Raw genomic sequence first — 18,829 nt, 5'->3', positions numbered from 1 at the left:
GACAAATTCACGATACCGATTACGCTAATTCCATGGCCACCACGGTTGAGCAGATCAAGCAGGAGATTCGCAATCTTTCGCCCGCCGAAGTTGATCATCTGCTCCGCGATCTTCAGGTCGAATACACGATGCCCGCGTTGGAAGATCAGGATGAAGCCCGCATCGAAGCCACTTGGAACGCCGAGATCGACCAGCGACTCCGTGAAATCGAACATGGCACCGTCAAATTGATTCCCGGCGAGCAGCTTGAGCGCGAGATTGACGCCCTGTTTGTCCAGCATGGTCACCGCCGCCGCGACTCATGACGGCCTGGCAAATTCACCCTGCCGCGCGGCATGAACTCATCGAAGTTCTCAGCTACTACCTGACCATCGATCCCGAACTGGCCCATGCTTTCGACGATCACTACCGACGATATCGCACCCAAATCTGCGAGACACCACTGCTCCATAACGCCCGGCGCAACCAGATCCGCCGCGTAAATCTCACCCCGCGTTTCGGTGAATACTACATCGCCTACATGCTTTGGAAACACGAAGTGGTGATCCTCGCCATCGCTCACGCCAAACGCCGACCAGGATATTGGCGTCAGCGAATCTCCGAATCCAAGCAGATCTTCTGAGACTCTTTATCCCTTATCCTTTAGCCTTTATCCCTTTAAAATGTCCAACTGGTATGACACCCCGCTCTATTACGACATCATCTTCGACGAAGACTCCCAGAAGGAAGCCGCCTTTCTCGAAACTCTGAACGCCCAACACGGAGCCGATCCCACCGCCAAAATACTCCGCATCCTCGAACCCGCCTGCGGATCAGGTCGACTCATCGCTGCCCTCGCCCAACGCGGCCATCATATCAGCGGCTTCGACCTCAATTCCCACATGCTGGACTACGCCCATCAGCGCCTCCAAAAACAAAACCTCAGCGCCCCCCTCTGGCAGGACCGACTCGAGGACTTCACGCTCCCCACAACCACCCCACCCTTCGACCTCGCCCACTGCCTCGTCAGCACTTTCAAATACATCCTCGACGACCTCGGCCCCACCTCCCATCTCCATCACGTAGCCAACGCCCTGCGCCCCGGCGGTCTCTACATCCTCGGCTTTCACCTAACCGATTACTCCGATCAAAAACCCCAGCACGAACGCTGGGTCGCCGAACGTGAAGGCATCCATGTCATCTGCAACACCCACACCTGGCCCGCCGATCGCAGCACCCGCCAGGAAAAACTTCGCAACCGACTCCGCATCACCCGCGACGGCCAGACCACCCATCAGGAAACCCACTGGCAGTTCCGCACCTACGACCTCCCCCAGGTCAAAGCCCTTCTCAAATCCGCCCCCCAGTTCGAACTCGTCACCTGCCACGACTTCAACTACAACGCCACCGCACCTCTCAAGCTCAACCACACCACCTTCGACCTCGTCCTCGTCCTCCGCAAAAAACCTAACCCCAATCTTATCCCCACCCCATCCAATTCTCCGCCGTTTCCCGATTCAATTGTGTAACCCAAAAAACACCATGAACACGAAACGATCCCTCATCCTTCTCTTTCTCGCCATCGGCACCCTTACCCTCAGCCAATGCCGCACCACTCAAGGCCTCGGCGAAGACGTCCAACATCTCGGCAACCGCATCGAACGAACCGCCGAACGCGCCACCCCTTATTGAATGTAGAAGGTCCGTCCCGGGCCTTGTTTCATCTACCCTCGCCGCAGTCCCCATCCCGTCCGCGTCTGCCAAGCCTCCAGCAACAAAACCCCCAACAGCGCCATCAACAACCACGCCCGAACCTCCCTCCATGCCGGTGGTCGCGGCGCATGCCAGACATCGCTCAAATCCACCCGCTCCCCGCCCCCGCTGCGCGCACTTAACTCGCGCAATTCCTTGATCCGCGACTTGTCAAAAGACCACTCCGGATTCGTCACCGCATTCACCGGTCCAAAAGGAAATGCCACCCCTCCGACCTGCACCGCGCCACGCACAAAATCCGTGCCCTTCACTTCCATCACCGCGCGGAAATGCCCCGGCTCCAGCCGCTCCCAAGCCACCTTGCGCGCCTCCCCCGCCTCCCCCTGAGCCAGCACCAACTCGGGTCCTGCGGCACTGATCCGCTCATTCCAACTCTCATCAAAAAACAAATCCGCCCGCAGTTTGCTCCCCTCCATCGTGGTCCGCAACCCCATCCCCGGCGGCTCCTTCTCCCCCATCAACCAGCGGGTCAAACTCTGCGCAAATCCGCCATATCCCTCCCAGCCTCGCGTCTTCGCTGAAAACTCCCCGCCCAGCGGAAACGACACCGACGCCACCCTGCCCGCCCCACGCTGCCAGAACGCCACCAACGGCGCCGCATACTCATCCCCACTCACCGCCGCCTGCGTCGCCCCCGGCCGAAGATAACTCAAGTTATACCCATCCGCCTGCGGCAGCCAGTTCATCGAACCCGCCGCCATCTCCATCCAACCCGGCGTCCCTTTCACCTCCACCGGCTCCTCCACAAAAGCCGACCGCGCCACCGCCACCGTCTCCTGTGCGAACAAAGCCGGCAGCTCTCCTGCATTCGCATTGAAAAAAATCCGCCCCTCCCCGCGCTTCGCCACATCCTCCAAAAACGCCGCATCCGCATCCTTGTCCGATCCCAATCCGATCACACTCACCGTCGCCTTCTCCCTCTTCATCTCCGCCAGCAATTGCACATACTCCCCCGGCTCCTCCGCATCCGCAGCATCGGCAAACAAAATGATATGCCGCTGCCCCACCGGCGCCTTCTTCAACTCCGCCCACGCCGCCTTCAACCCCTGATAAACAAAAATCCCCCCACCCATGCTCTGGACCCGGCGCGCCGCGTTCTGCAACGTGCCCCGATTCTTCCCCACCGCCACCAACGGCGTCACCTGATGCGCGGTGCTGTCGACCGCAAAAATGGTCACCATGTCATTGTCGCCCAACAACTCAATCGCCCGCGCCGCCCCCTCATTCGCCAGCTGCATTTTCAACAACGAAGTCCCCGGTGCCGTCATCGCCATGCTTCCCGACCGGTCCATCACGATCGCCATCGCCACCGCCAGCTTCCGATGCTCCTGCTTCAACTCCATGCTCACCGGCAAGAGTGGCTCCACCGGCGATCCAAACCATCCGCCCGCTGCAAAACTGCGTTTCCCGCCGATCATCACCAACCCGCCCCCCTGCTCATTCACAAAAAAATCCAATCCCTTCACAAACTCCGCCTTCATCTCATAAGCCGGCACATTGTTTAAAATCACCACCTTCGTCCCGCTCAACATCCCGACTCCCAACGCCCCAATTTCCGTCACCACCGTCACCTCAAACCCCTGCGCCCTCAACACCGTCGCCATCGGATCATCCGCATAACCCGTCGCCAGCACCACCCGCGGTCCCCCCTGCACCTCCACCCACTGCGCCGCAAAATTGTTCCCCGGATGCGCATCCCGTTCGCGATCCGCCATCAACCTCACCTCATAACGAAACGCGCCCGCCGCTCCCAGCCGATCCGTAAATCGCAACCTTCCCACCCCATTCACCATCTCCACGTCGCGTCTGCCAATCGACACCCCATTGCGCATCAACTCCACCGGCACGACCCCGTCTACCGAACTCGAACTCGACCCCAACACCACCACCTCTGCTAAAAACGCCTCACTCAACTGCACCCTGCGCGGCAGCAAAAACGACGCCACCCGAAAATCCTCCCCCGCCATTTCCCCTGCCAGCCGGTAGTCCAACGCCACCTCATCCTCCGCCAGCCTCTCCCCCAACCCATCCAGCGGCTCCGTGCTATAACCATCCGAAAAACCAAGCAATCGCGACGCCCGCCCCTCCTCCACCTGCGCCAGCACATGCTGCACCGCACTCTTCACCCGCGTCGCCGACCTCCCCCCTGCATACGTCATCCCGTCCTGGCCCAGACCCGACCGCATTTGCGCCCCGCGCTTAACCGCTTCATCTGCGAAATCGACAAAAAACAACCGGTCACCCGCCCCCTTCGACCGCTCCAAAATCGTCTCCCATTCCCCCAGCTTTGGTCCCAACACATCGCCCGCCGACTCCGACCGATCAACGAGCACCCATAAATCCAGCCCATCCCCAAACCGGCGCATCTGCGGCTGAGCCAGCAACAAAACCACCAACAACAAACACAACGCCCGCAACGGTTTCCCCAACTTCAACCCACGCCAAAACCACCCCATCGCCAGCAACAGCGGGATCATCAAAAACCATTCAGGAGAAGCAAAGCGCATCGGTAAAAATCGAGTTCAGTTTTCAGTCCACGGCCCGGGCCTTTCGATACCAACTTCCTAACAAACATCCCAAAATTCCCAACACCCAAAGCGGCATCCACGGATCCGCCTCTGTCTGTTTCAGCGCCGCCTCCCACTGCCGATCCTTCGCCGTATCCAGCGCCTCCGACTTCGAAAAATCCGCCTCCCGCGCATCCGCAAACCCCGCCGCCCCACTCACCAAAATCTCATCGCCCAAACCCACCTCAAAGAAGCCCACTTCCTCCGACACCCGTCCCTCAAACGCCATCTGCTCATCCCCCACCTTAATCGTCAATCCCGTCCCCAGCGCTTCCACCTTCAAGACCTGACCCACCTCAAAATTCCCCGACCACGGCTCGCGCAACCCCTGCCTCACCTCCTCCACAAAACGGTGCAACATCACCAGCACCGCCGGATGCCGCATCGCATTCGACCCCGCCAGATCCCAGTTCAAAATCAAGCGCCTCCAGCGCCGACCATCCGCACCCACCTCCGTCCGCACCATCGCCAGCACCCGGTCCGACTTCCACAACAACGGCTCATCCATCGCCGTCAACGTCAGCTCCCTCGGTTTGTTCGTCAGCAACCCCATCCAGTTCAATCCGCGCGTCAGCCCATGATCCTCCGCCACCGTAAATGCCCCATCCAGTCTCCCGCCCCCTTCACCACCACCACCACCCGTCACCACCTGAATCGCATTCCCCACCACCATCGTCCCCACCTCCGCCACCGTCATCGCTTCATCACCATTCCCCACCGCCACATGTGGCAGCGACTCCACCATCTTGCGCAACACCTCCCCCTCCCGATTCCCCAATCGAAAATCCACCTTCAACACCCTCTCCACCGGCAATTGCAAAGGCATCGCATCGTCCCAAACAAACCCATCCCCCTCCAGCCTCAACCACATCCGCCTTTCCCCAGGTGGCAACTCCCCTGACAACACCAGTGTCTGCCCCGGCTGCAATATCACCGATTCCCGCCGCCCCTCCGGCAATCCTTCCCGCTCCACCCACCACGCCCTCGTCGCCACCCGTTCCCCATAATTTTTCACCAACACCTGCCAGCGCATCCCCCCCCCACCCCCCACCTTCGCATCCCCACCCGCAAACCCCACATTCTCCATCTTCTCCCCCGCCGAAACCACCGCCACATCCGACGCCACCTCCATCGCATGATCCGTCACCAGCACCACCATGCCCGCCTCCTTCACCAACCCGCGCGCCACCAGTAACACCTCCTCCACCTCATGCGTCCCCATCATCGGCCGCCACTCATCAAAAGCCGACAACACCCCGCGCCAGTCCTCCCCCGCATACAGCGTCTTCTTGCGACCATCCGTCTCCAACACATGCCAGTCCGTCCGCACCGCGCCCTTCGCCCAATCCTTCAACCCCTCCTCCAACATCCTTCGCGTCGACTCCTTAAACGCACTCATCGACACCGACGAATCCAGCACTACCACCACCGTCTGTCGTGAATCCTCCTTCATCCATCGCGGCTCACACAACACCCACGTCAGCATCAACGCCGCCAGTATCTGCAGCCACAACGGCAGAGAATTCCGCAACTTCTCAAACCGCGCCCCACCCACACTCTCGGGTGCCACCCGATCAAGCAAAAACAACGTGCTCACCCGCACCCTCCGCGACCGCTCTTGAAGAAAATGAATCCACAAAATCACCGGCACCGCCAACAGCGCCCATAACCCCGCAGAATTTGCCAGCATCACATTCATCAATCTTCAAATCTCAAATCTCATATTCATCCTTCATCTTCATCCTTCATCCTTCATCCTTTCAAAACCGCCCCTGCCACCATCGCCTCCACCCGCAACGCACTTAAAAACTCTCCCTCCGACGGCACCCGCGCAAAGCTCGTCCCCCTTCGCGTGCACTCCTCCCGCCACAACGCAAAATGCCGCGCATAAGCCTTCAAATATCGATCCATCACCTCCCCCTCCACCCGACGCCGATCCAACCATCCCCGCTCACAATCATCGAACTCGATGTTCCCCGTCCAGTCCGGATGCGCCTCCTCCACACACGTTGGCACCAAAACCACCCCGCGACCCCGTTCCCTCGTCAGCCCCGCCACCAATCCCGCCGGAGCCTCCGCAAACAAAAGATCACTGATCCACACCCGCAACGACCCCGCCCGCAACCGCGCCTCCGAAACCATCAACGCCCGCGCCCGATCCTCTTTCTCCTTCACCACCCCCTCCACCTTCACCTCATAAGCCAGCAATCGCTCCATCGGCCACTCTTCCACTCCTCTCGATCCCATCCCCCACACCTTCACCGAGGCCCCCAGACGCAACCCGCTCTCCACACAAAAAAACAGCAACTCCCAGCTCCGTCGCGCCTTCGTCTCCGTCAAAAACATCGACGCACTCCCATCAAACAACACATCCACCCGAGGCGTCACCTCCTGCCGGTATAACTTCATCGTATAACTCCCCGTCCGCGCAAACGCCTGCCAGTTGATATGTCGCGGATCATCCCCCGGCAGATACGGACGCTGATCATGAAAGTCCACCGAACTCCCCGTCCCCTGTCCCAGCACACTTCCCGACACCCCGCTCCACTGACCTGTCCCCAACGGCAAACGCGCCACCCCCGTCACCGCCTTCATGCGCTGATGCACCTCCCGCAACAAAACCTTGTCCACCAGTTCGCTCATGACTTCGTTCCCGAATCCGACCCCACATCGCCAAGCGACTCACGTTCCAATCCGCGAATCACCCGGAACTCCTTCCACATCACCACTCCCAATCCCATCCAAACCAACCCGCAAACCGGCAAACTCACCACCATGTAAGCCGACACCAAATCCCAACTAAAGTTCCGCGTCATCAACCCCAGAAACGCGCTGAACGGAAACGGAGCCAGCCAGACATACGCCGAATCCCTGTCTCCTCTTGTCGCCCCCGGCACCTCCGCAATGATCCACGCCACCAAGAACAGCAGCACAAACAACGCCTGCACCAAAAGATATACCCACACCGGCTGCTTCATGCGCGGAAACAACCTCATCACCAGCACCGGCAGCACCAGCGACGTCATCAACAACGGAACCGCCACGCCCCACTCATCAATATCCGACCAAACTCCATCGAGATCATTGTGGAGGTAATCACCGATCAATATCATGCCCCCCAGTAACACCATCATCAGACCCACGAACACCACTCCCGACGCCCACCCCGGATAAAACACCCTGCCCGCCAGCCGACCCCAAAATCCCCGCCGCGCGAATGGCCGATAAAGACTCGGCACCATCACCGTCCGCTCGCACAACGCCTCCAGCACCGACCACGCCCACAACGGCAACATCGAATACACCAGGCCCACCAGCGCCATATTCGGATCATCATTCATCCAGATGATCAGCGGCAAAATCAGCACCAACCCCAGCGCCACCGCCCGCCTCCTGCCCGAATGATTCTCCGCCAGCGGTGCAATCCGTCCCGCCGCCATCTCCAGCAAAAAATACACCGTCACCACCGTCCCCAAAATCCCGAACAACCACATCCACACCCCTGCCCCCGCAGACGTCGCCCCCACCAATCCACTGCCCGCCGTGCGAAACGTCATGAACATCCCCACCGCACTCACCAAAGCCGCGCTCAACGGCAGCGCCGCCAGCACCACCAAAATCCGCACCACCAGATGCATGCTCGAGAGCATCACCGCCATCGCCGTCAACACCAGTGACCCCTGCACCATCCCCAACAGCATCGTTAAATCCATCACCACATCCACCCGGCCAAAGAAATATCTCAACACCGTGTAAGGCAACACCGCCGCCACCAGCAGCAACGTTTGCGCCACCAGCGCCACCCACTTGCCCAACACAATCCGGAATGCCGTCAACTTCGTCAACTGCACCAGATCCAGCGTGTTCGCCTTCAATTCCGAACTCACCGCCGCCAACCCCCGCGCTGGCATCACCACCAACAAAGGCACCCAGATCACCGCCCAAAAGAACCAGTCAAACTCCTGCATCTGCGACCGCCCCGCCCCCCTTGCCATGCTCAACAACTGCAAGCCCACAATGATGATCATTACCGCCTGCAACAAGATGAACACCGACACAAACATCCGCGTCTTCAACCCCTGCCGCAACTCCTTCACCAGGATCGGACTCAGCCAGTCGGCGAAGTCACTCCCAGCCGCCATCGGCTTGAATGTGGATATGGTCAAAGTGCTCATAAACAGAAATTTAACTAACTCTCAAATTCGAATCATACTTCGCCGCCCCCACCGACATACAAAAAACAAACAGCACACCAATTCCCACCAACCACATTGCCACATACGCCAGAAACTCCCAAAGTCCCGCCCCGCCTCCTGTCCCCGCCATCAACGCATTTACTGTCAGCATGAGCAAGCCCTCAAACAAGGGCACAAAAATCAGCAGCAATACCCCCATGACCACTCGACCACTGACTGTCATCGTCATCATCCAATTCGCGACTCCTGCAACTGCGGCCACCCCGAAAACCATCCAACCCATCATCATCAACTCTTTCACCAAATCCACCCCACCCGTGTAATACCGCGCCAATGCGTAGGGCAGCATCGCAGAACCCAATAGAACGGCCTGAACCATCATCGACACCCACTTGCAACCTAACAGCCAATCGGCCGAATACCCCGCCATCCTCAACAACGGCAACCGGGATTCATCCAGATCCTCATCGATCGCCAGCATCCCTTTCACCAAGGGAGCTCCGTGCAAAACCAGGCCCATATTCAGCCAGTAAGCCCAGTCAAGTCTTGCCCGCATCTCCTCCCCCACCAACCCTCTAAAGCCCACCAAAAATGCCATACTGAGGCTCACCCACACAAACACCCACGCAAACCAGTGTCCTCGCAGCCCCTGACGAAATTCCTTCACCAGGACCGGACTCAACCAATCCCCGAAGTCTTCACCACGAACTGCCGTTGACGCTGTTTCCGACTTTCTCATGCACTTCAGGTCACTCCTTTGGTTTCACTCCTTCCTTCCTCAACATCTCTACAAACGCATCCTCCAATCTTCGTTCTTCGCGCCGAAATTCTACTACGCTGATTCCACCCAAACCCATTTTGCGCAAACCCGCCGCAAGCCTCATTTCGTCATCGCTCGCAAGCGCCAACCGGACACCCCCACGCCTCTCCTCCACGAAACTCCAACCCTCATTCAAAGCCGCCCATTCCTTCAACCCTTCCGACGATCCCAGCACCGTCACATCCACCACAAACTGCAGCGCCCCATGCACATCCGTCCCATTGCCACGCTTCAGCGTCTCTGATGCCCCATGATACACCAGCTTGCCCCCATCAATGAACAACAGCGTGTCGCACATCTCCCCAAGCTCACTTAGAATGTGACTGCTGATAAACAAGGTCTTCCCGCGCTGCGCCAGCAACCTCACCAGATTTTTGAACTCCAACCGCGCCTTCGGATCCAACCCCGCCGCCGGCTCATCCAAAATCAACAACTCTGGATCCGGCAACAACATCCTTCCAAAACAAAGCCGCTGCCCCATCCCCTTGCTCAGCTTGTCCATCGGACGATCCGCCAGCACCGTCAAATCCGCAAAATCCATCACCTCCTTTACTCGCGCCGTGCGCTCCGCTTTTTTAAAGCCATAAGATCTGGCGAAAAAATCCAGATACTCAAAGACCGTCATGTAACTGTAAGTCCCGTAGTTGTCCGGCATCCAGCCAATCAACCGCCGCACCTTCTCCGGCTCCTGCACCACATCCTCGCCATTGATGAAAATGCGACCGCGCGTCGGCAGATCCAACGTCGCCATCATCCGCATCGTTGTCGTCTTGCCCGCCCCGTTCGCCCCAATAAAACCCACCACCTGACCACGCTGTATCTCAAACGACAACCCCCTCACCGCATGCACATTCTCAAACACGCGATCCACATCACGCACTTCAACCAAAGCCTTCGGCAACGGCGGCGGTTCGTTCATCATCATAAATTTTAAATCTCAGATCTCAAATTCATCCCTCATCCTTTAGCCTTCATCCTTTTGAACTGGCCCCACCACCAGCAACCGGCTGCCCTCCCAGCGAATCGAATCCAAACTCTCCATCGCCAGATCCCCCGTCTCATCTGCCACCGCAAAAACAAACCCCTCGCGCGACCTCAATCCCTCCAGCATCGCTTTCATGGTCGGCCCAGCCTGCACCTCCATCTCCTTCTCCATCCATTCCAGCAACTCCTTCAACGACGAAGCCTCCATCCTCCTGCGCTCACCGGTGCCCAGATCCGACACCTTCCACACCGCCCCCTTCATATCCCTTACATACACCTCATCCAACGCCACCCCCACACTCGACAACACCTCAGGCGCTCCGCCCGGTTCCGCTGACGCAAAAAATTCCACCGCGGCCCGCGTTGGTCGCACCGACATCATCAGCTGCGCCTGAATGGACCGGCTGGCAAACCACGATCCGCTTGCCGACTGATTCGTCTCCTCAAACTCATCCTTCATCTGCGAAGACGATCTTGAACGCTCGACATTCAACGGCGTCAACATCATCGGCTCACCCTTTGCAAAAGCACTCCCCACCAACACCCCCGTCTTGCTCGCCTGCTCTTGCACCACCCCCATTCGTTTGCTCTCCGGCTGTAGCATCACCAGCACCTGACGCACCCCCGTTCCTCCAAATCCATCCTGCACAATCATCAACACCATCAAGACCAAACTGCCTGCAATCGACAGCAGCGGCGTTGTCCAAAACAATCGGCTTCTGCGACCCGCTCCTGCGAACCAAAACAAATTCACCGGTCCCACCAACAACCCAAACACCACCATAAAACCAAACACCAGCGGCGTGTTCAGATTCAAACGTCCCATCTGTTTCACCAGCGTCCAGCGATCATCATACTTCACCAACACCCGGTTAAGATCCTCATGCTCCTCTCGCACCCATTTCGCCACCTCCTTCACCGGCAAAACCTTCCCATCCCACTCCACCCTGCGCACCCAACCTGCTCCCATCGGATGCCCCTCCCCGATCATCGGCGGCAACCCCAAAGCCGCCACGCGTTCAATTCCCAAATCCTCCACCAACACAAACATCCGTCCCCCAAACCCCACCCAATCCTGCACCGCCGCCCGCGCCACCTCACTCATCGCCAGCCATTCCCCCTCCGTCATCCATAGTTGTGCCAGCCCCGTGTATCCCCTCCAGTCCTCGGGTGCCTTGCGCATGTCCAACTCCGTTCCGCGCAACTCCTTCGCGCTCGATCCACTTCCCAACTCTGTGTCGAGAGCATTCCACCCTCCCGTGCCCACCGCCCCCTCACTCAACCCCACATACTGGGTTCCCGACGAAGAATGCCCAATAGAATCGAGCGATCCACTTCCACGCACGCCATGTCCCGTCACCTTCCATTCCAAATCACGACCTCCATAATATCCCGACATCATCTGCGTCACCGGCACATACAAAGTCAACTCTCCCTTCTGACCCGCCTGCACGGTTATTGAGTAACTGCTGTTCCTCACCGCCGACGACCCATATCCATTCCCGCTCGAAAAATCCAGCTGCCAGGTCAATGGCACCCTCGTCGCATTGCTCACCTTCCAAGTCACCGGCACCATCCCTGCCTGTGGACACCTCTCCAGCCAGCTCTCCAATTCCATATCGATCCCGCTCTTCGGATCAATGTCCGGCTTCATCACCGAACCCGCCATCAGCCCACCCGCCGCGAGCCAGAAACCCACCATCAGCTCCACAACCTTCACCCATCTGTGTCTATCTGTGTTCATCGGTGGTCAAAAATTTATCCTTTATCCCTTATCCTTTAGCCTTTCTTCATCCCAGCTTCGCCGCCGCCAAACTCGTCGGCAATGGCTTGTCCTGCGCCGGCACCGCCTCCAGCAATCGCGTCACCAAAAGATCCGTGGTCAACCCTTCTAGCTTCGCGCCATAATCCAATAACAAGCGGTGCCGCAACACCGCATGCGCCACCGCCCGCACATCCTCAAAACTCGCATTCAACCGCTGTCCCATCAAAGCGCGCGCCTTCGCCGCCGCCGCCATCGCCAGCGCCGCCCGCGGACTCGCCCCATACTTCACCCCCGCCGCATGCGGCTCCCCCGGATGAGTCGCCTGCACCAACCGTGCAATGAAATTCGCCACCGGTTGCGGCATAAAAATCCGCCTGACCTGATCCAGCAACAAATTCAACGCCCCCGCATCCATCACCTCCGCCACCTCCGGCTCCACTCCGATCTCGCGATGCAATACAATCTTCTCCAACGTCGCCGCATCATTCACCTTCACCTCCAGCTTAAACAAAAACCGGTCCAACTGCGCCTCCGGCAGCGGATAAGTCCCCTCCAACTCAATCGGATTCTGCGTCGCCAAAACAAAAAACGGATTTGGCAACCTATGCCCCTCTCCCATCACCGTCACCCTCCGCTCCTGCATCGCCTCCAACAACGCCGACTGCGTCTTTGGCGACGCCCGGTTGATCTCATCTGCCAACACCAGATTCGCAAAAATCGGCCCCGGTTGAAACACAAACCTCCGTCCCTCCGCCGTCTCCTGCAGCATCGGATTCCCCGTAATATCCCCCGGCAAAAGATCCGGCGTAAACTGCAAGCGCTTCGCCTCCAATCCCAGCGCTTTCGCAAGCCCCTTCACCAACTCCGTCTTCCCCAACCCCGGCAGCCCCTCCAACAGAATATGTCCCTTGGCCAGCAACCCAATCAGCACATGCTCAATCAAAACCTCCTGACCAAACAACACCGACTGCAACGCGGTCCGCAACTTGCCCACACTTTCTGCCGCATGAGTAAGTTCTGCCTCTGTAAGTGAAATCATATTATTCGTCATATCATCTTCTAAAAAAAGTAGAAGGCTCGTCCCGAGCCTTGCATTCAGTCATCCACCAAGGGCCGGGACGGCCCTTCTACATTCACTTAAAATACCTCCGTAAAGTTTCGCGTTCATCCGGGAGCAACGAGTTCTGCCATACCGCCGCCCCGCCGTCCCCTGCACTCTCGATCACCCCACCCTGTTGCGTTCCCGTTTTCGTCTCATCCACGTGATGTTTCCCATCCGTCGTCCCCATCATATCTCCCGGAGCCAATCGGCTCACATCCAGCTCGGCCTGCAAACGTTCCATCGCCTTCGTATTCAAATTCGTCTCCTCGCTCTCCAGTGACAGCGGCGCTTCACCCGGCCCCCGATCAATTCCACCCCGACCCGGCCCTTCCTCTTCACCCTCTCCGGGCCCTTTTCCCTGACACATCGCCAGCTCCAACTGCGGCGCATTTTTTAATGCCTCCTGCAAGGCCTCCGAATTTTTCTGCAACTGCTGTGCCAAATCCTTCAACTGCTGATCGCTCAAATTTTGCAACCCCTCCGCCCCCATCTGCTGCAACTGCTTAAGTAACTGCTCATTCGGCTTCATCCCGCCCGCCATCATCCCCTGCGCCGCCTCCTTCATCTTCTCCGCCAAAGCATCCTTCGCCGCCTGCGGCAATCCCGCCCCTGCCGACTGCAACGCACTCGCCGCCTGCTCCGCATCTGCCAGATTCTGCGCCAACTCGCGCAACATCTCGCCCGTTTGCTCCTTCAAATTCCCCGCCGCCTCAAGGCTCCCATGCTCATACCAGTTCTCCGCCGGACGCTTCAACAAATCCGCCACCTTCTTCTCCACCTCTTCCACCGACTCCTCCTGCACCGCCTCCTCCTTGCGAATCTCCGCCATCCACTGCTCCACCTCCTTCACCGCCGTCGGCTTTTCGATCACCCGCTTCTCGACCACCTCCCGCGCTGAAATCGGCACCAGCACCGCCACCCACAACATCAATCCACTGAACAAAATCACTCCCACTGGCCGATGCCAGCGCCACCTCACCGGAAACTCCAACCCCTCCCTCGGTTCCGGCCATTCCCCCACCCCCGCCGCCGCCGCACTCAACCTCGACCTCATCCCCAACGCATCCTCCAGCCTCACCCGCGCCATCACCGCACTCTCAAAACGACGCCTCTCCATCCCCCACGCCACCATCACCCCTGCGAACATCAGCGCCCCAATCCCCATCCAAACCCAACGCACCTCCACCAGCATCAACCACCGTGCCAGCAACAACGCCACCACCCCCACCAACGCCGATCCCAACACCCATCCCGTCCAGCGGTCCAGCCACCAGCCGAAATTGATGCGCCGAGCCAGACGCCTTGAAGCCATCTGCCAGAAGTGCTCGGATCTTTTTTCCGCCGACATGCCCCCTATCTAACCGGGATCACTCCCCCTTGGCAACGATCAACTCATCTCTTCACCACGAATTCACCCTCCCTTCACAAACCTCAGCTTTTAGCCCTTATCCTTTATCCCTTAGCCTTTCAATCCTACCCCGCCGGTAGCCCATCGCCTTCAAACCGGATCACTCCGTTCGACTTCTTCGCCCTCGCCTCTTTAAAAAACGACTTCAACATCCCCACACACTCCTCCTCCAACACTCCCGACGTTACCTCACTCCGATGATTCAAATTCGCTGCCTGCAACAGATTCCAAAACCCGCCCGCCGCGCCGCCCTTCACATCCGGACACCCAAAAATCACCCGTCTCACCCGGCAATGCATGATCGCCCCTGCGCACATCGGACACGGCTCCTTCGTCACATAAAGATCACACTCCGTCAGCCGCCAGTCTTCCATAAAACTCTGCGCCTGAGTCAACGCCAGCATCTCCGCATGCGCCGTCGCATCCTTCAGCATCTCCACCTGATTCCAAGCCCGCGCAATGACCGACCCCTCATGCACAATCACCGCCCCAATCGGCACCTCTTCCGCCTTGTAAGCACGCGAAGCCTGCCTCAACGCCTCGCGCATAAAAAACTCATCGCCCAGCAGCGGCTGAAAAAACTCAGAATCATCAATCACCCCCTAAACTACCCAACCCCTCCCCAAACGCCACCGCATTTCCTTTATCCCTTCGCCTTCATCCTTTAGCCTTTCTTTCCTTCTCCCTTGACCCTGAACCCGAGCCACCTGACCTTTCCCCCATGGACCACCACACGCCCCTCATCCTTCCCTCCCTCCTCGCCGCCGACTTCGCCAATGTGGAATCCGAAGTCAAACGCGCCGCAGACGCCGGAGCCCAATGGCTGCACCTCGACGTCATGGACGGCAACTTCGTCGACAACATCTCCTTCGGCCCCGCCATGATCGAAGCCGTGCGCCGCCACACCGACATGTTCCTCGACGTCCACCTCATGATCCACCGGCCCGATCACTACCTCGACCGCTTCGTCGCCGCCGGAGCCAACAACATCAGCATCCATGTCGAGGCCGACTACGTCTCCAGCGTCGCCCAAACCCTCGCCCGCATCAAAGCCGCCGGCATCAGCGCCGGACTCGTCCTCAACCCCGCCACCCCCTTCGAAGCCGCCCTTCCCTACCTCGACCAGATCGACCTTCTGCTCATCATGACCGTCGTCCCCGGCTTCGGTGGTCAGCCTTTCATGGAAACCGAAACCATGCCCAAGCTCGCCGCCGCCCGTGACCACCGCGACGCCCATCACCTTAAATATCACCTGCAAGTCGACGGCGGCATCTACCCCCACACCATCCCCATTGCCCGTCGCAACGGTGCCAACCTCCTCGTCTGCGGCACCTCCAGCTACGGCAAACTCAACACCAACCACGACATGAAAGCCGCCATGCAGGAACTCGCCGCCGCCGCAAAGTAAAAACTGGAAGTCCGACGTCTCAATCCTGAAACACCCGTCTCCCCCCGACGTTACCCCTTCATGCGTCGCATGTTCCTCCTCCTCACACTTTTAACCTCCCTCTCCCTTCACGCCCAAACCCCCAAGCCCCCCAACATCATCTTCATCATCACCGATGACCAGGGTTACGGCGACATCTCCGCCCACGGCAATCCCATCTTAAAAACGCCCCACCTCGACCGGCTCCACCGCGAATCCGTCCGCTTCACCGACTTCCACGTCTCCCCCACCTGCGCCCCCACCCGGGCCGCCCTCCTCACCGGTCGCCACGAATTCAAAAACGGCGTCACCCACACCATCCACGAACGCGAACGCCTCACGCTCGACGCCACCACCCTCCCCCAAATTCTTAAAACCGCCGGCTACACCACCGGCATTTTTGGCAAATGGCACCTCGGCGACGAAGCCCCTTACCGACCCGACCAACGCGGCTTTGACGAAACTTTCATCCACGGCGCTGGCGGCATCGGTCAATCCTATCCCGGCAGCTGCGGCGACGCCCCCGGCAACACCTACTTCGATCCGCTGATCCTCCACAACAACACCTTCGTCAAAACCAGCGGCTACTGCACCGACGTCTTCTTCACCCAGGCCCTCACTTGGATCAAACAAGCCAGTGAAACCGAGACCCCCTTCTACTGCCACATCGCCACCAACACCCCGCACACCCCGCTCGACGCCAGACCCGAGGACGAAGCCCGCTACACCGGCAAACTCCCTCCCAACCCCGCCGAGGGTAAAGGAAAAGGCAAAGGCCCCTTCGCCCAACCCGGAGCCACCGAAAAATTCTTCGGCATGGTCGCCAACATTGACGACAACATCGGCATCCTCCTGCAAAAACTCGCCGAATGGGACCTCGAACGCGACACCCTTGTCATCTTCATGAACGACAACGGAGGCACTGGTGGCGTCCGCATCCACAACGCCAACATGCGCGGCCAAAAAGGCACGCCCTGGCTCGGCGGCACCCGCGCCGCCTCCTTCTGGCGCTGGCCCGGCACCCTCACCCCCGCCGATGTCCCCGCCCTCACCGCCCACATCGATTTCCTCCCCACCCTCATCGACATCACCCACGCCAAACCCGACTCCAAAACCCTCGCCCAGATCGAAGGCCGCAGCCTGCTCCCCCTCCTCAAAAATTCCCAGTCTGAGTGGCCCGACCGAACCCTCATCACCCACGTCGGACGCTGGGAACAAGGCACCAATCCCGACACCGGCAAATACACCAACGTCTCCATCCGCACCCCCGAATGGCAGCTCATCCAACCCACCAAGATCAATCAACCCAACTGGCAGCTTTACCAGGTCAAATCCGACCCTTCACAAACCATCGATGTCGCCGCGCAACATCCCGACATCGTCAAAGCCCTCGCCGCCCAATACGAAACCTGGTGGCAACAAACCCTCCCCCTCATGGTCAACGAAAACGTCCCCCTCGCCCCCGCCAACCCCTTCAAACTCCTCTACGAAAAACAATTTGGTCCCGCCTCACTCCCCGAGTAAACCAAACCTCCCCAACCCGGCGTAATCAAACCCTCAACCACATCGCCTCTCCCGCCAGCGTTTCCGAACCAATCTCATGCCCACCAACTTCGACACCGTCATCGACCGCCGCAACACCGGCACCCTCAAATGGGGTCGTTATGAAAATCGCGACATCCTCCCCCTCTGGGTCGCCGACATGGACTTCGCCGCCCCGGATGTCGTGCTCGACGCCATCCGCGCCCGACTCGATCACGGCGTCCTCGGCTACTCCGCCCCCCATCCCGGAATCAACGAATCGATTCTCGCCTACCTCAAACGCGACCACCAAATCGACGCCGAATCTGAATCCATCCACTGGCTTCCCGGACTCGTCCCCGCCAAATCCATGGCCTGCCGCGCCGTTGGTCAACCCGGCGAAGGCGTCATCATCCAAACCCCCGTCTATCCACCTTTCTTCCAAGTCCACAAAGACGCCGAAATGCGCCTGATCCGCGTTCCCCTCGGACGCAACGACGCCACCAACGGCTCCTGGGCCATCGACTTCGACGCCCTCGAAGCCTCCGTCACCCCCGACACCCGCGTCTTCCTCTTCTGCAATCCGCACAACCCCGTCGGCCGCGCCTGGAGCGAACAAGACGTGCGCCGCATCGCCGACTTCTGCCTGCGTCACCATCTCCTTCTCGTGTCCGATGAAATCCATTGCGACCTGATCCTTGATCCCACCATCCGCCACTTCTCCGCCGCCCGACTCGAAGGCCCGATCCGCAAAAACCTCATTGTGCTCATGGCCGCCAGCAAAACCTACAACCTTCCCGGACTCTCCCTTGCCTTCGCCCTCATCCCCGACGCCTCACTCCGCATCAAGTTCAAAGCCGCCGGAGGCAAGCTCATCCCCGAACTCAACCCCCTCAGTTATCACGCCACCCAGGCCGCATTCGATCACGCCGAACCCTGGCGTCAAGACTTACTAAGTTACCTCCGCGCCAACCGCGACTACTTACAAAGCTATCTCGCCGAACATATTCCCCAAATCAAAATGGCCCTCCCCCTTGAGGCGACTTATCTCGCCTGGCTCGATCCGAGAGAGTTGGCCATCGAACGCCCCCAACCCTTCTTCGAAGCCGCCGGTGTCGGACTAAGTGAAGGTGCCGACTTCGGTGCCCCCGGCTTCCTCCGTCTCAACTTCGGCTGCCCCCGCTCCACCCTCGAAGAAGCCCTCAACCGAATGAAAAACGCCCTCGCCGCCCGCAAGTAACACGGGCTTCCAGCCGGTGCCGTCTAGCGGACATCCTGTCCGCAACTG

General features: G+C 59.1%; 17 protein-coding genes. 7 read left to right on the top strand and 10 right to left on the bottom strand.

Annotated features, from left to right (window positions below; translation table 11 throughout):
- Nucleotides 1–32: 32 nt before the first annotated feature.
- The 4 genes from FEM03_RS21245 to FEM03_RS21230 are packed head-to-tail and all read left to right on the top strand — an operon-like array spanning nucleotide 33 to nucleotide 1,671.
- Nucleotides 33–305, top strand: a complete 273-nt coding sequence (locus FEM03_RS21245) for an addiction module protein (RefSeq protein WP_138088323.1) — start codon at nucleotides 33–35, stop codon at nucleotides 303–305.
- Nucleotides 302–622 carry a type II toxin-antitoxin system RelE/ParE family toxin gene (locus FEM03_RS21240; RefSeq protein ID WP_138088322.1) on the top strand — a complete coding sequence of 107 codons (321 nt, stop codon included), beginning with the start codon at nucleotides 302–304 and terminating at the stop codon, nucleotides 620–622. The genes FEM03_RS21245 and FEM03_RS21240 overlap by 4 nt, the downstream gene beginning before the upstream one ends.
- Nucleotides 623–662: 40 nt before the next feature.
- On the top strand, nucleotides 663–1,508 hold the full coding sequence (locus tag FEM03_RS21235) for a class I SAM-dependent methyltransferase (RefSeq protein WP_138088321.1): 846 nt from the start codon (nucleotides 663–665) through the stop codon (nucleotides 1,506–1,508).
- 13 nt (nucleotides 1,509–1,521) lie between these two features.
- The gene (locus tag FEM03_RS21230; RefSeq protein ID WP_138088320.1) at nucleotides 1,522–1,671 is read left to right on the top strand and encodes an entericidin A/B family lipoprotein; all 150 of its coding nucleotides are present in this window, start codon (nucleotides 1,522–1,524) and stop codon (nucleotides 1,669–1,671) included.
- A gap of 32 nt (nucleotides 1,672–1,703) precedes the next feature.
- On the opposite strand, the gene FEM03_RS21225 is transcribed toward FEM03_RS21230, so the two are convergent.
- The 10 genes from FEM03_RS21225 to tadA all read right to left on the bottom strand — a co-directional run bounded on the left by FEM03_RS21225 (nucleotide 1,704) and on the right by tadA (nucleotide 15,193).
- Nucleotides 1,704–4,259, bottom strand: coding sequence for a vWA domain-containing protein (locus FEM03_RS21225; RefSeq protein WP_138088319.1), 2,556 nt, complete (start codon nucleotides 4,257–4,259; stop codon nucleotides 1,704–1,706).
- A gap of 22 nt (nucleotides 4,260–4,281) precedes the next feature.
- A complete protein-coding gene (locus tag FEM03_RS21220; protein ID WP_166443049.1) occupies nucleotides 4,282–6,009 on the bottom strand; it encodes a BatA domain-containing protein in 1,728 nt (575 codons plus the stop codon).
- A gap of 62 nt (nucleotides 6,010–6,071) precedes the next feature.
- Nucleotides 6,072–6,962: a DUF58 domain-containing protein gene (locus FEM03_RS21215; RefSeq protein ID WP_138088317.1), complete on the bottom strand. Its 891-nt coding sequence runs from the start codon at nucleotides 6,960–6,962 to the stop codon at nucleotides 6,072–6,074.
- Complete coding sequence (locus tag FEM03_RS21210) at nucleotides 6,959–8,494, bottom strand: hypothetical protein (RefSeq protein ID WP_138088316.1); 1,536 nt, start codon at nucleotides 8,492–8,494, stop codon at nucleotides 6,959–6,961. The genes FEM03_RS21215 and FEM03_RS21210 overlap by 4 nt, the downstream gene beginning before the upstream one ends.
- Nucleotides 8,495–8,504: 10 nt before the next feature.
- Entirely contained in the window at nucleotides 8,505–9,254 is a 750-nt protein-coding gene (locus tag FEM03_RS21205) for a hypothetical protein (RefSeq protein ID WP_138088315.1), read from the bottom strand.
- A 10-nt stretch (nucleotides 9,255–9,264) separates the two neighbouring features.
- Nucleotides 9,265–10,260, bottom strand: a complete 996-nt coding sequence (locus FEM03_RS21200) for an ABC transporter ATP-binding protein (protein WP_206171103.1) — start codon at nucleotides 10,258–10,260, stop codon at nucleotides 9,265–9,267.
- Between the two features lie 39 nt (nucleotides 10,261–10,299).
- The gene (locus FEM03_RS21195; protein ID WP_138088314.1) at nucleotides 10,300–12,063 is read right to left on the bottom strand and encodes a hypothetical protein; all 1,764 of its coding nucleotides are present in this window, start codon (nucleotides 12,061–12,063) and stop codon (nucleotides 10,300–10,302) included.
- A 46-nt stretch (nucleotides 12,064–12,109) separates the two neighbouring features.
- The gene (locus tag FEM03_RS21190; protein WP_206171102.1) at nucleotides 12,110–13,123 is read right to left on the bottom strand and encodes an AAA family ATPase; all 1,014 of its coding nucleotides are present in this window, start codon (nucleotides 13,121–13,123) and stop codon (nucleotides 12,110–12,112) included.
- A 94-nt stretch (nucleotides 13,124–13,217) separates the two neighbouring features.
- Nucleotides 13,218–14,534 (bottom strand): hypothetical protein, encoded by a 1,317-nt coding sequence (locus FEM03_RS21185; RefSeq protein ID WP_138088313.1) that lies wholly within the window; start codon nucleotides 14,532–14,534, stop codon nucleotides 13,218–13,220.
- A 125-nt stretch (nucleotides 14,535–14,659) separates the two neighbouring features.
- Nucleotides 14,660–15,193 carry a tRNA adenosine(34) deaminase TadA gene (gene tadA, locus FEM03_RS21180; RefSeq protein ID WP_240772868.1) on the bottom strand — a complete coding sequence of 178 codons (534 nt, stop codon included), beginning with the start codon at nucleotides 15,191–15,193 and terminating at the stop codon, nucleotides 14,660–14,662.
- A gap of 122 nt (nucleotides 15,194–15,315) precedes the next feature.
- Between tadA and rpe the strand changes: the two genes are divergently transcribed.
- From rpe to FEM03_RS21165, 3 genes are all read left to right on the top strand, one after another.
- Nucleotides 15,316–16,002 (top strand): ribulose-phosphate 3-epimerase, encoded by a 687-nt coding sequence (gene rpe / locus FEM03_RS21175; protein WP_138088312.1) that lies wholly within the window; start codon nucleotides 15,316–15,318, stop codon nucleotides 16,000–16,002.
- Nucleotides 16,003–16,071: 69 nt separating this feature from the next.
- Nucleotides 16,072–17,544, top strand: coding sequence for an arylsulfatase (locus FEM03_RS21170; protein WP_425501971.1), 1,473 nt, complete (start codon nucleotides 16,072–16,074; stop codon nucleotides 17,542–17,544).
- Between the two features lie 76 nt (nucleotides 17,545–17,620).
- Complete coding sequence (locus FEM03_RS21165; RefSeq protein WP_138088310.1) at nucleotides 17,621–18,781, top strand: MalY/PatB family protein; 1,161 nt, start codon at nucleotides 17,621–17,623, stop codon at nucleotides 18,779–18,781.
- The last annotated feature ends 48 nt before the right edge of the window (nucleotides 18,782–18,829 follow it).

The organism is Phragmitibacter flavus (assembly GCF_005780165.1).
GTDB lineage: Bacteria > Verrucomicrobiota > Verrucomicrobiia > Verrucomicrobiales > Verrucomicrobiaceae > Phragmitibacter > Phragmitibacter flavus.
The sequence above is the reverse complement of the archived record's forward strand: the minus strand, read 5'-3'. Positions and strand labels throughout refer to the sequence as shown.

Excerpts from the sequence above, each read along its gene's own strand:
- FEM03_RS21230 (WP_138088320.1), top strand. The coding sequence starts at position 1,522 with ATGAACACGAAACGATCCCTCATCCTTCTCTTTCTCGCCATCGGCACC.
- FEM03_RS21235 (WP_138088321.1), top strand. The coding sequence starts at position 663 with ATGTCCAACTGGTATGACACCCCGCTCTATTACGACATCATCTTCGAC.
- FEM03_RS21210 (WP_138088316.1), bottom strand. The coding sequence starts at position 8,494 with ATGAGCACTTTGACCATATCCACATTCAAGCCGATGGCGGCTGGGAGT.
- FEM03_RS21205 (WP_138088315.1), bottom strand. The coding sequence starts at position 9,254 with ATGAGAAAGTCGGAAACAGCGTCAACGGCAGTTCGTGGTGAAGACTTC.
- FEM03_RS21220 (WP_166443049.1), bottom strand. The coding sequence starts at position 6,009 with ATGCTGGCAAATTCTGCGGGGTTATGGGCGCTGTTGGCGGTGCCGGTG.
- FEM03_RS21200 (WP_206171103.1), bottom strand. The coding sequence starts at position 10,260 with ATGATGATGAACGAACCGCCGCCGTTGCCGAAGGCTTTGGTTGAAGTG.
- FEM03_RS21185 (WP_138088313.1), bottom strand. The coding sequence starts at position 14,534 with ATGTCGGCGGAAAAAAGATCCGAGCACTTCTGGCAGATGGCTTCAAGG.
- FEM03_RS21170 (WP_425501971.1), top strand. The coding sequence starts at position 16,072 with ATGTTCCTCCTCCTCACACTTTTAACCTCCCTCTCCCTTCACGCCCAA.
- FEM03_RS21190 (WP_206171102.1), bottom strand. The coding sequence starts at position 13,123 with ATGATTTCACTTACAGAGGCAGAACTTACTCATGCGGCAGAAAGTGTG.
- FEM03_RS21195 (WP_138088314.1), bottom strand. The coding sequence starts at position 12,063 with ATGAACACAGATAGACACAGATGGGTGAAGGTTGTGGAGCTGATGGTG.
- FEM03_RS21215 (WP_138088317.1), bottom strand. The coding sequence starts at position 6,962 with ATGAGCGAACTGGTGGACAAGGTTTTGTTGCGGGAGGTGCATCAGCGC.
- FEM03_RS21240 (WP_138088322.1), top strand. The coding sequence starts at position 302 with ATGACGGCCTGGCAAATTCACCCTGCCGCGCGGCATGAACTCATCGAA.
- FEM03_RS21245 (WP_138088323.1), top strand. The coding sequence starts at position 33 with ATGGCCACCACGGTTGAGCAGATCAAGCAGGAGATTCGCAATCTTTCG.
- FEM03_RS21225 (WP_138088319.1), bottom strand. The coding sequence starts at position 4,259 with ATGCGCTTTGCTTCTCCTGAATGGTTTTTGATGATCCCGCTGTTGCTG.
- FEM03_RS21165 (WP_138088310.1), top strand. The coding sequence starts at position 17,621 with ATGCCCACCAACTTCGACACCGTCATCGACCGCCGCAACACCGGCACC.
- rpe (WP_138088312.1), top strand. The coding sequence starts at position 15,316 with ATGGACCACCACACGCCCCTCATCCTTCCCTCCCTCCTCGCCGCCGAC.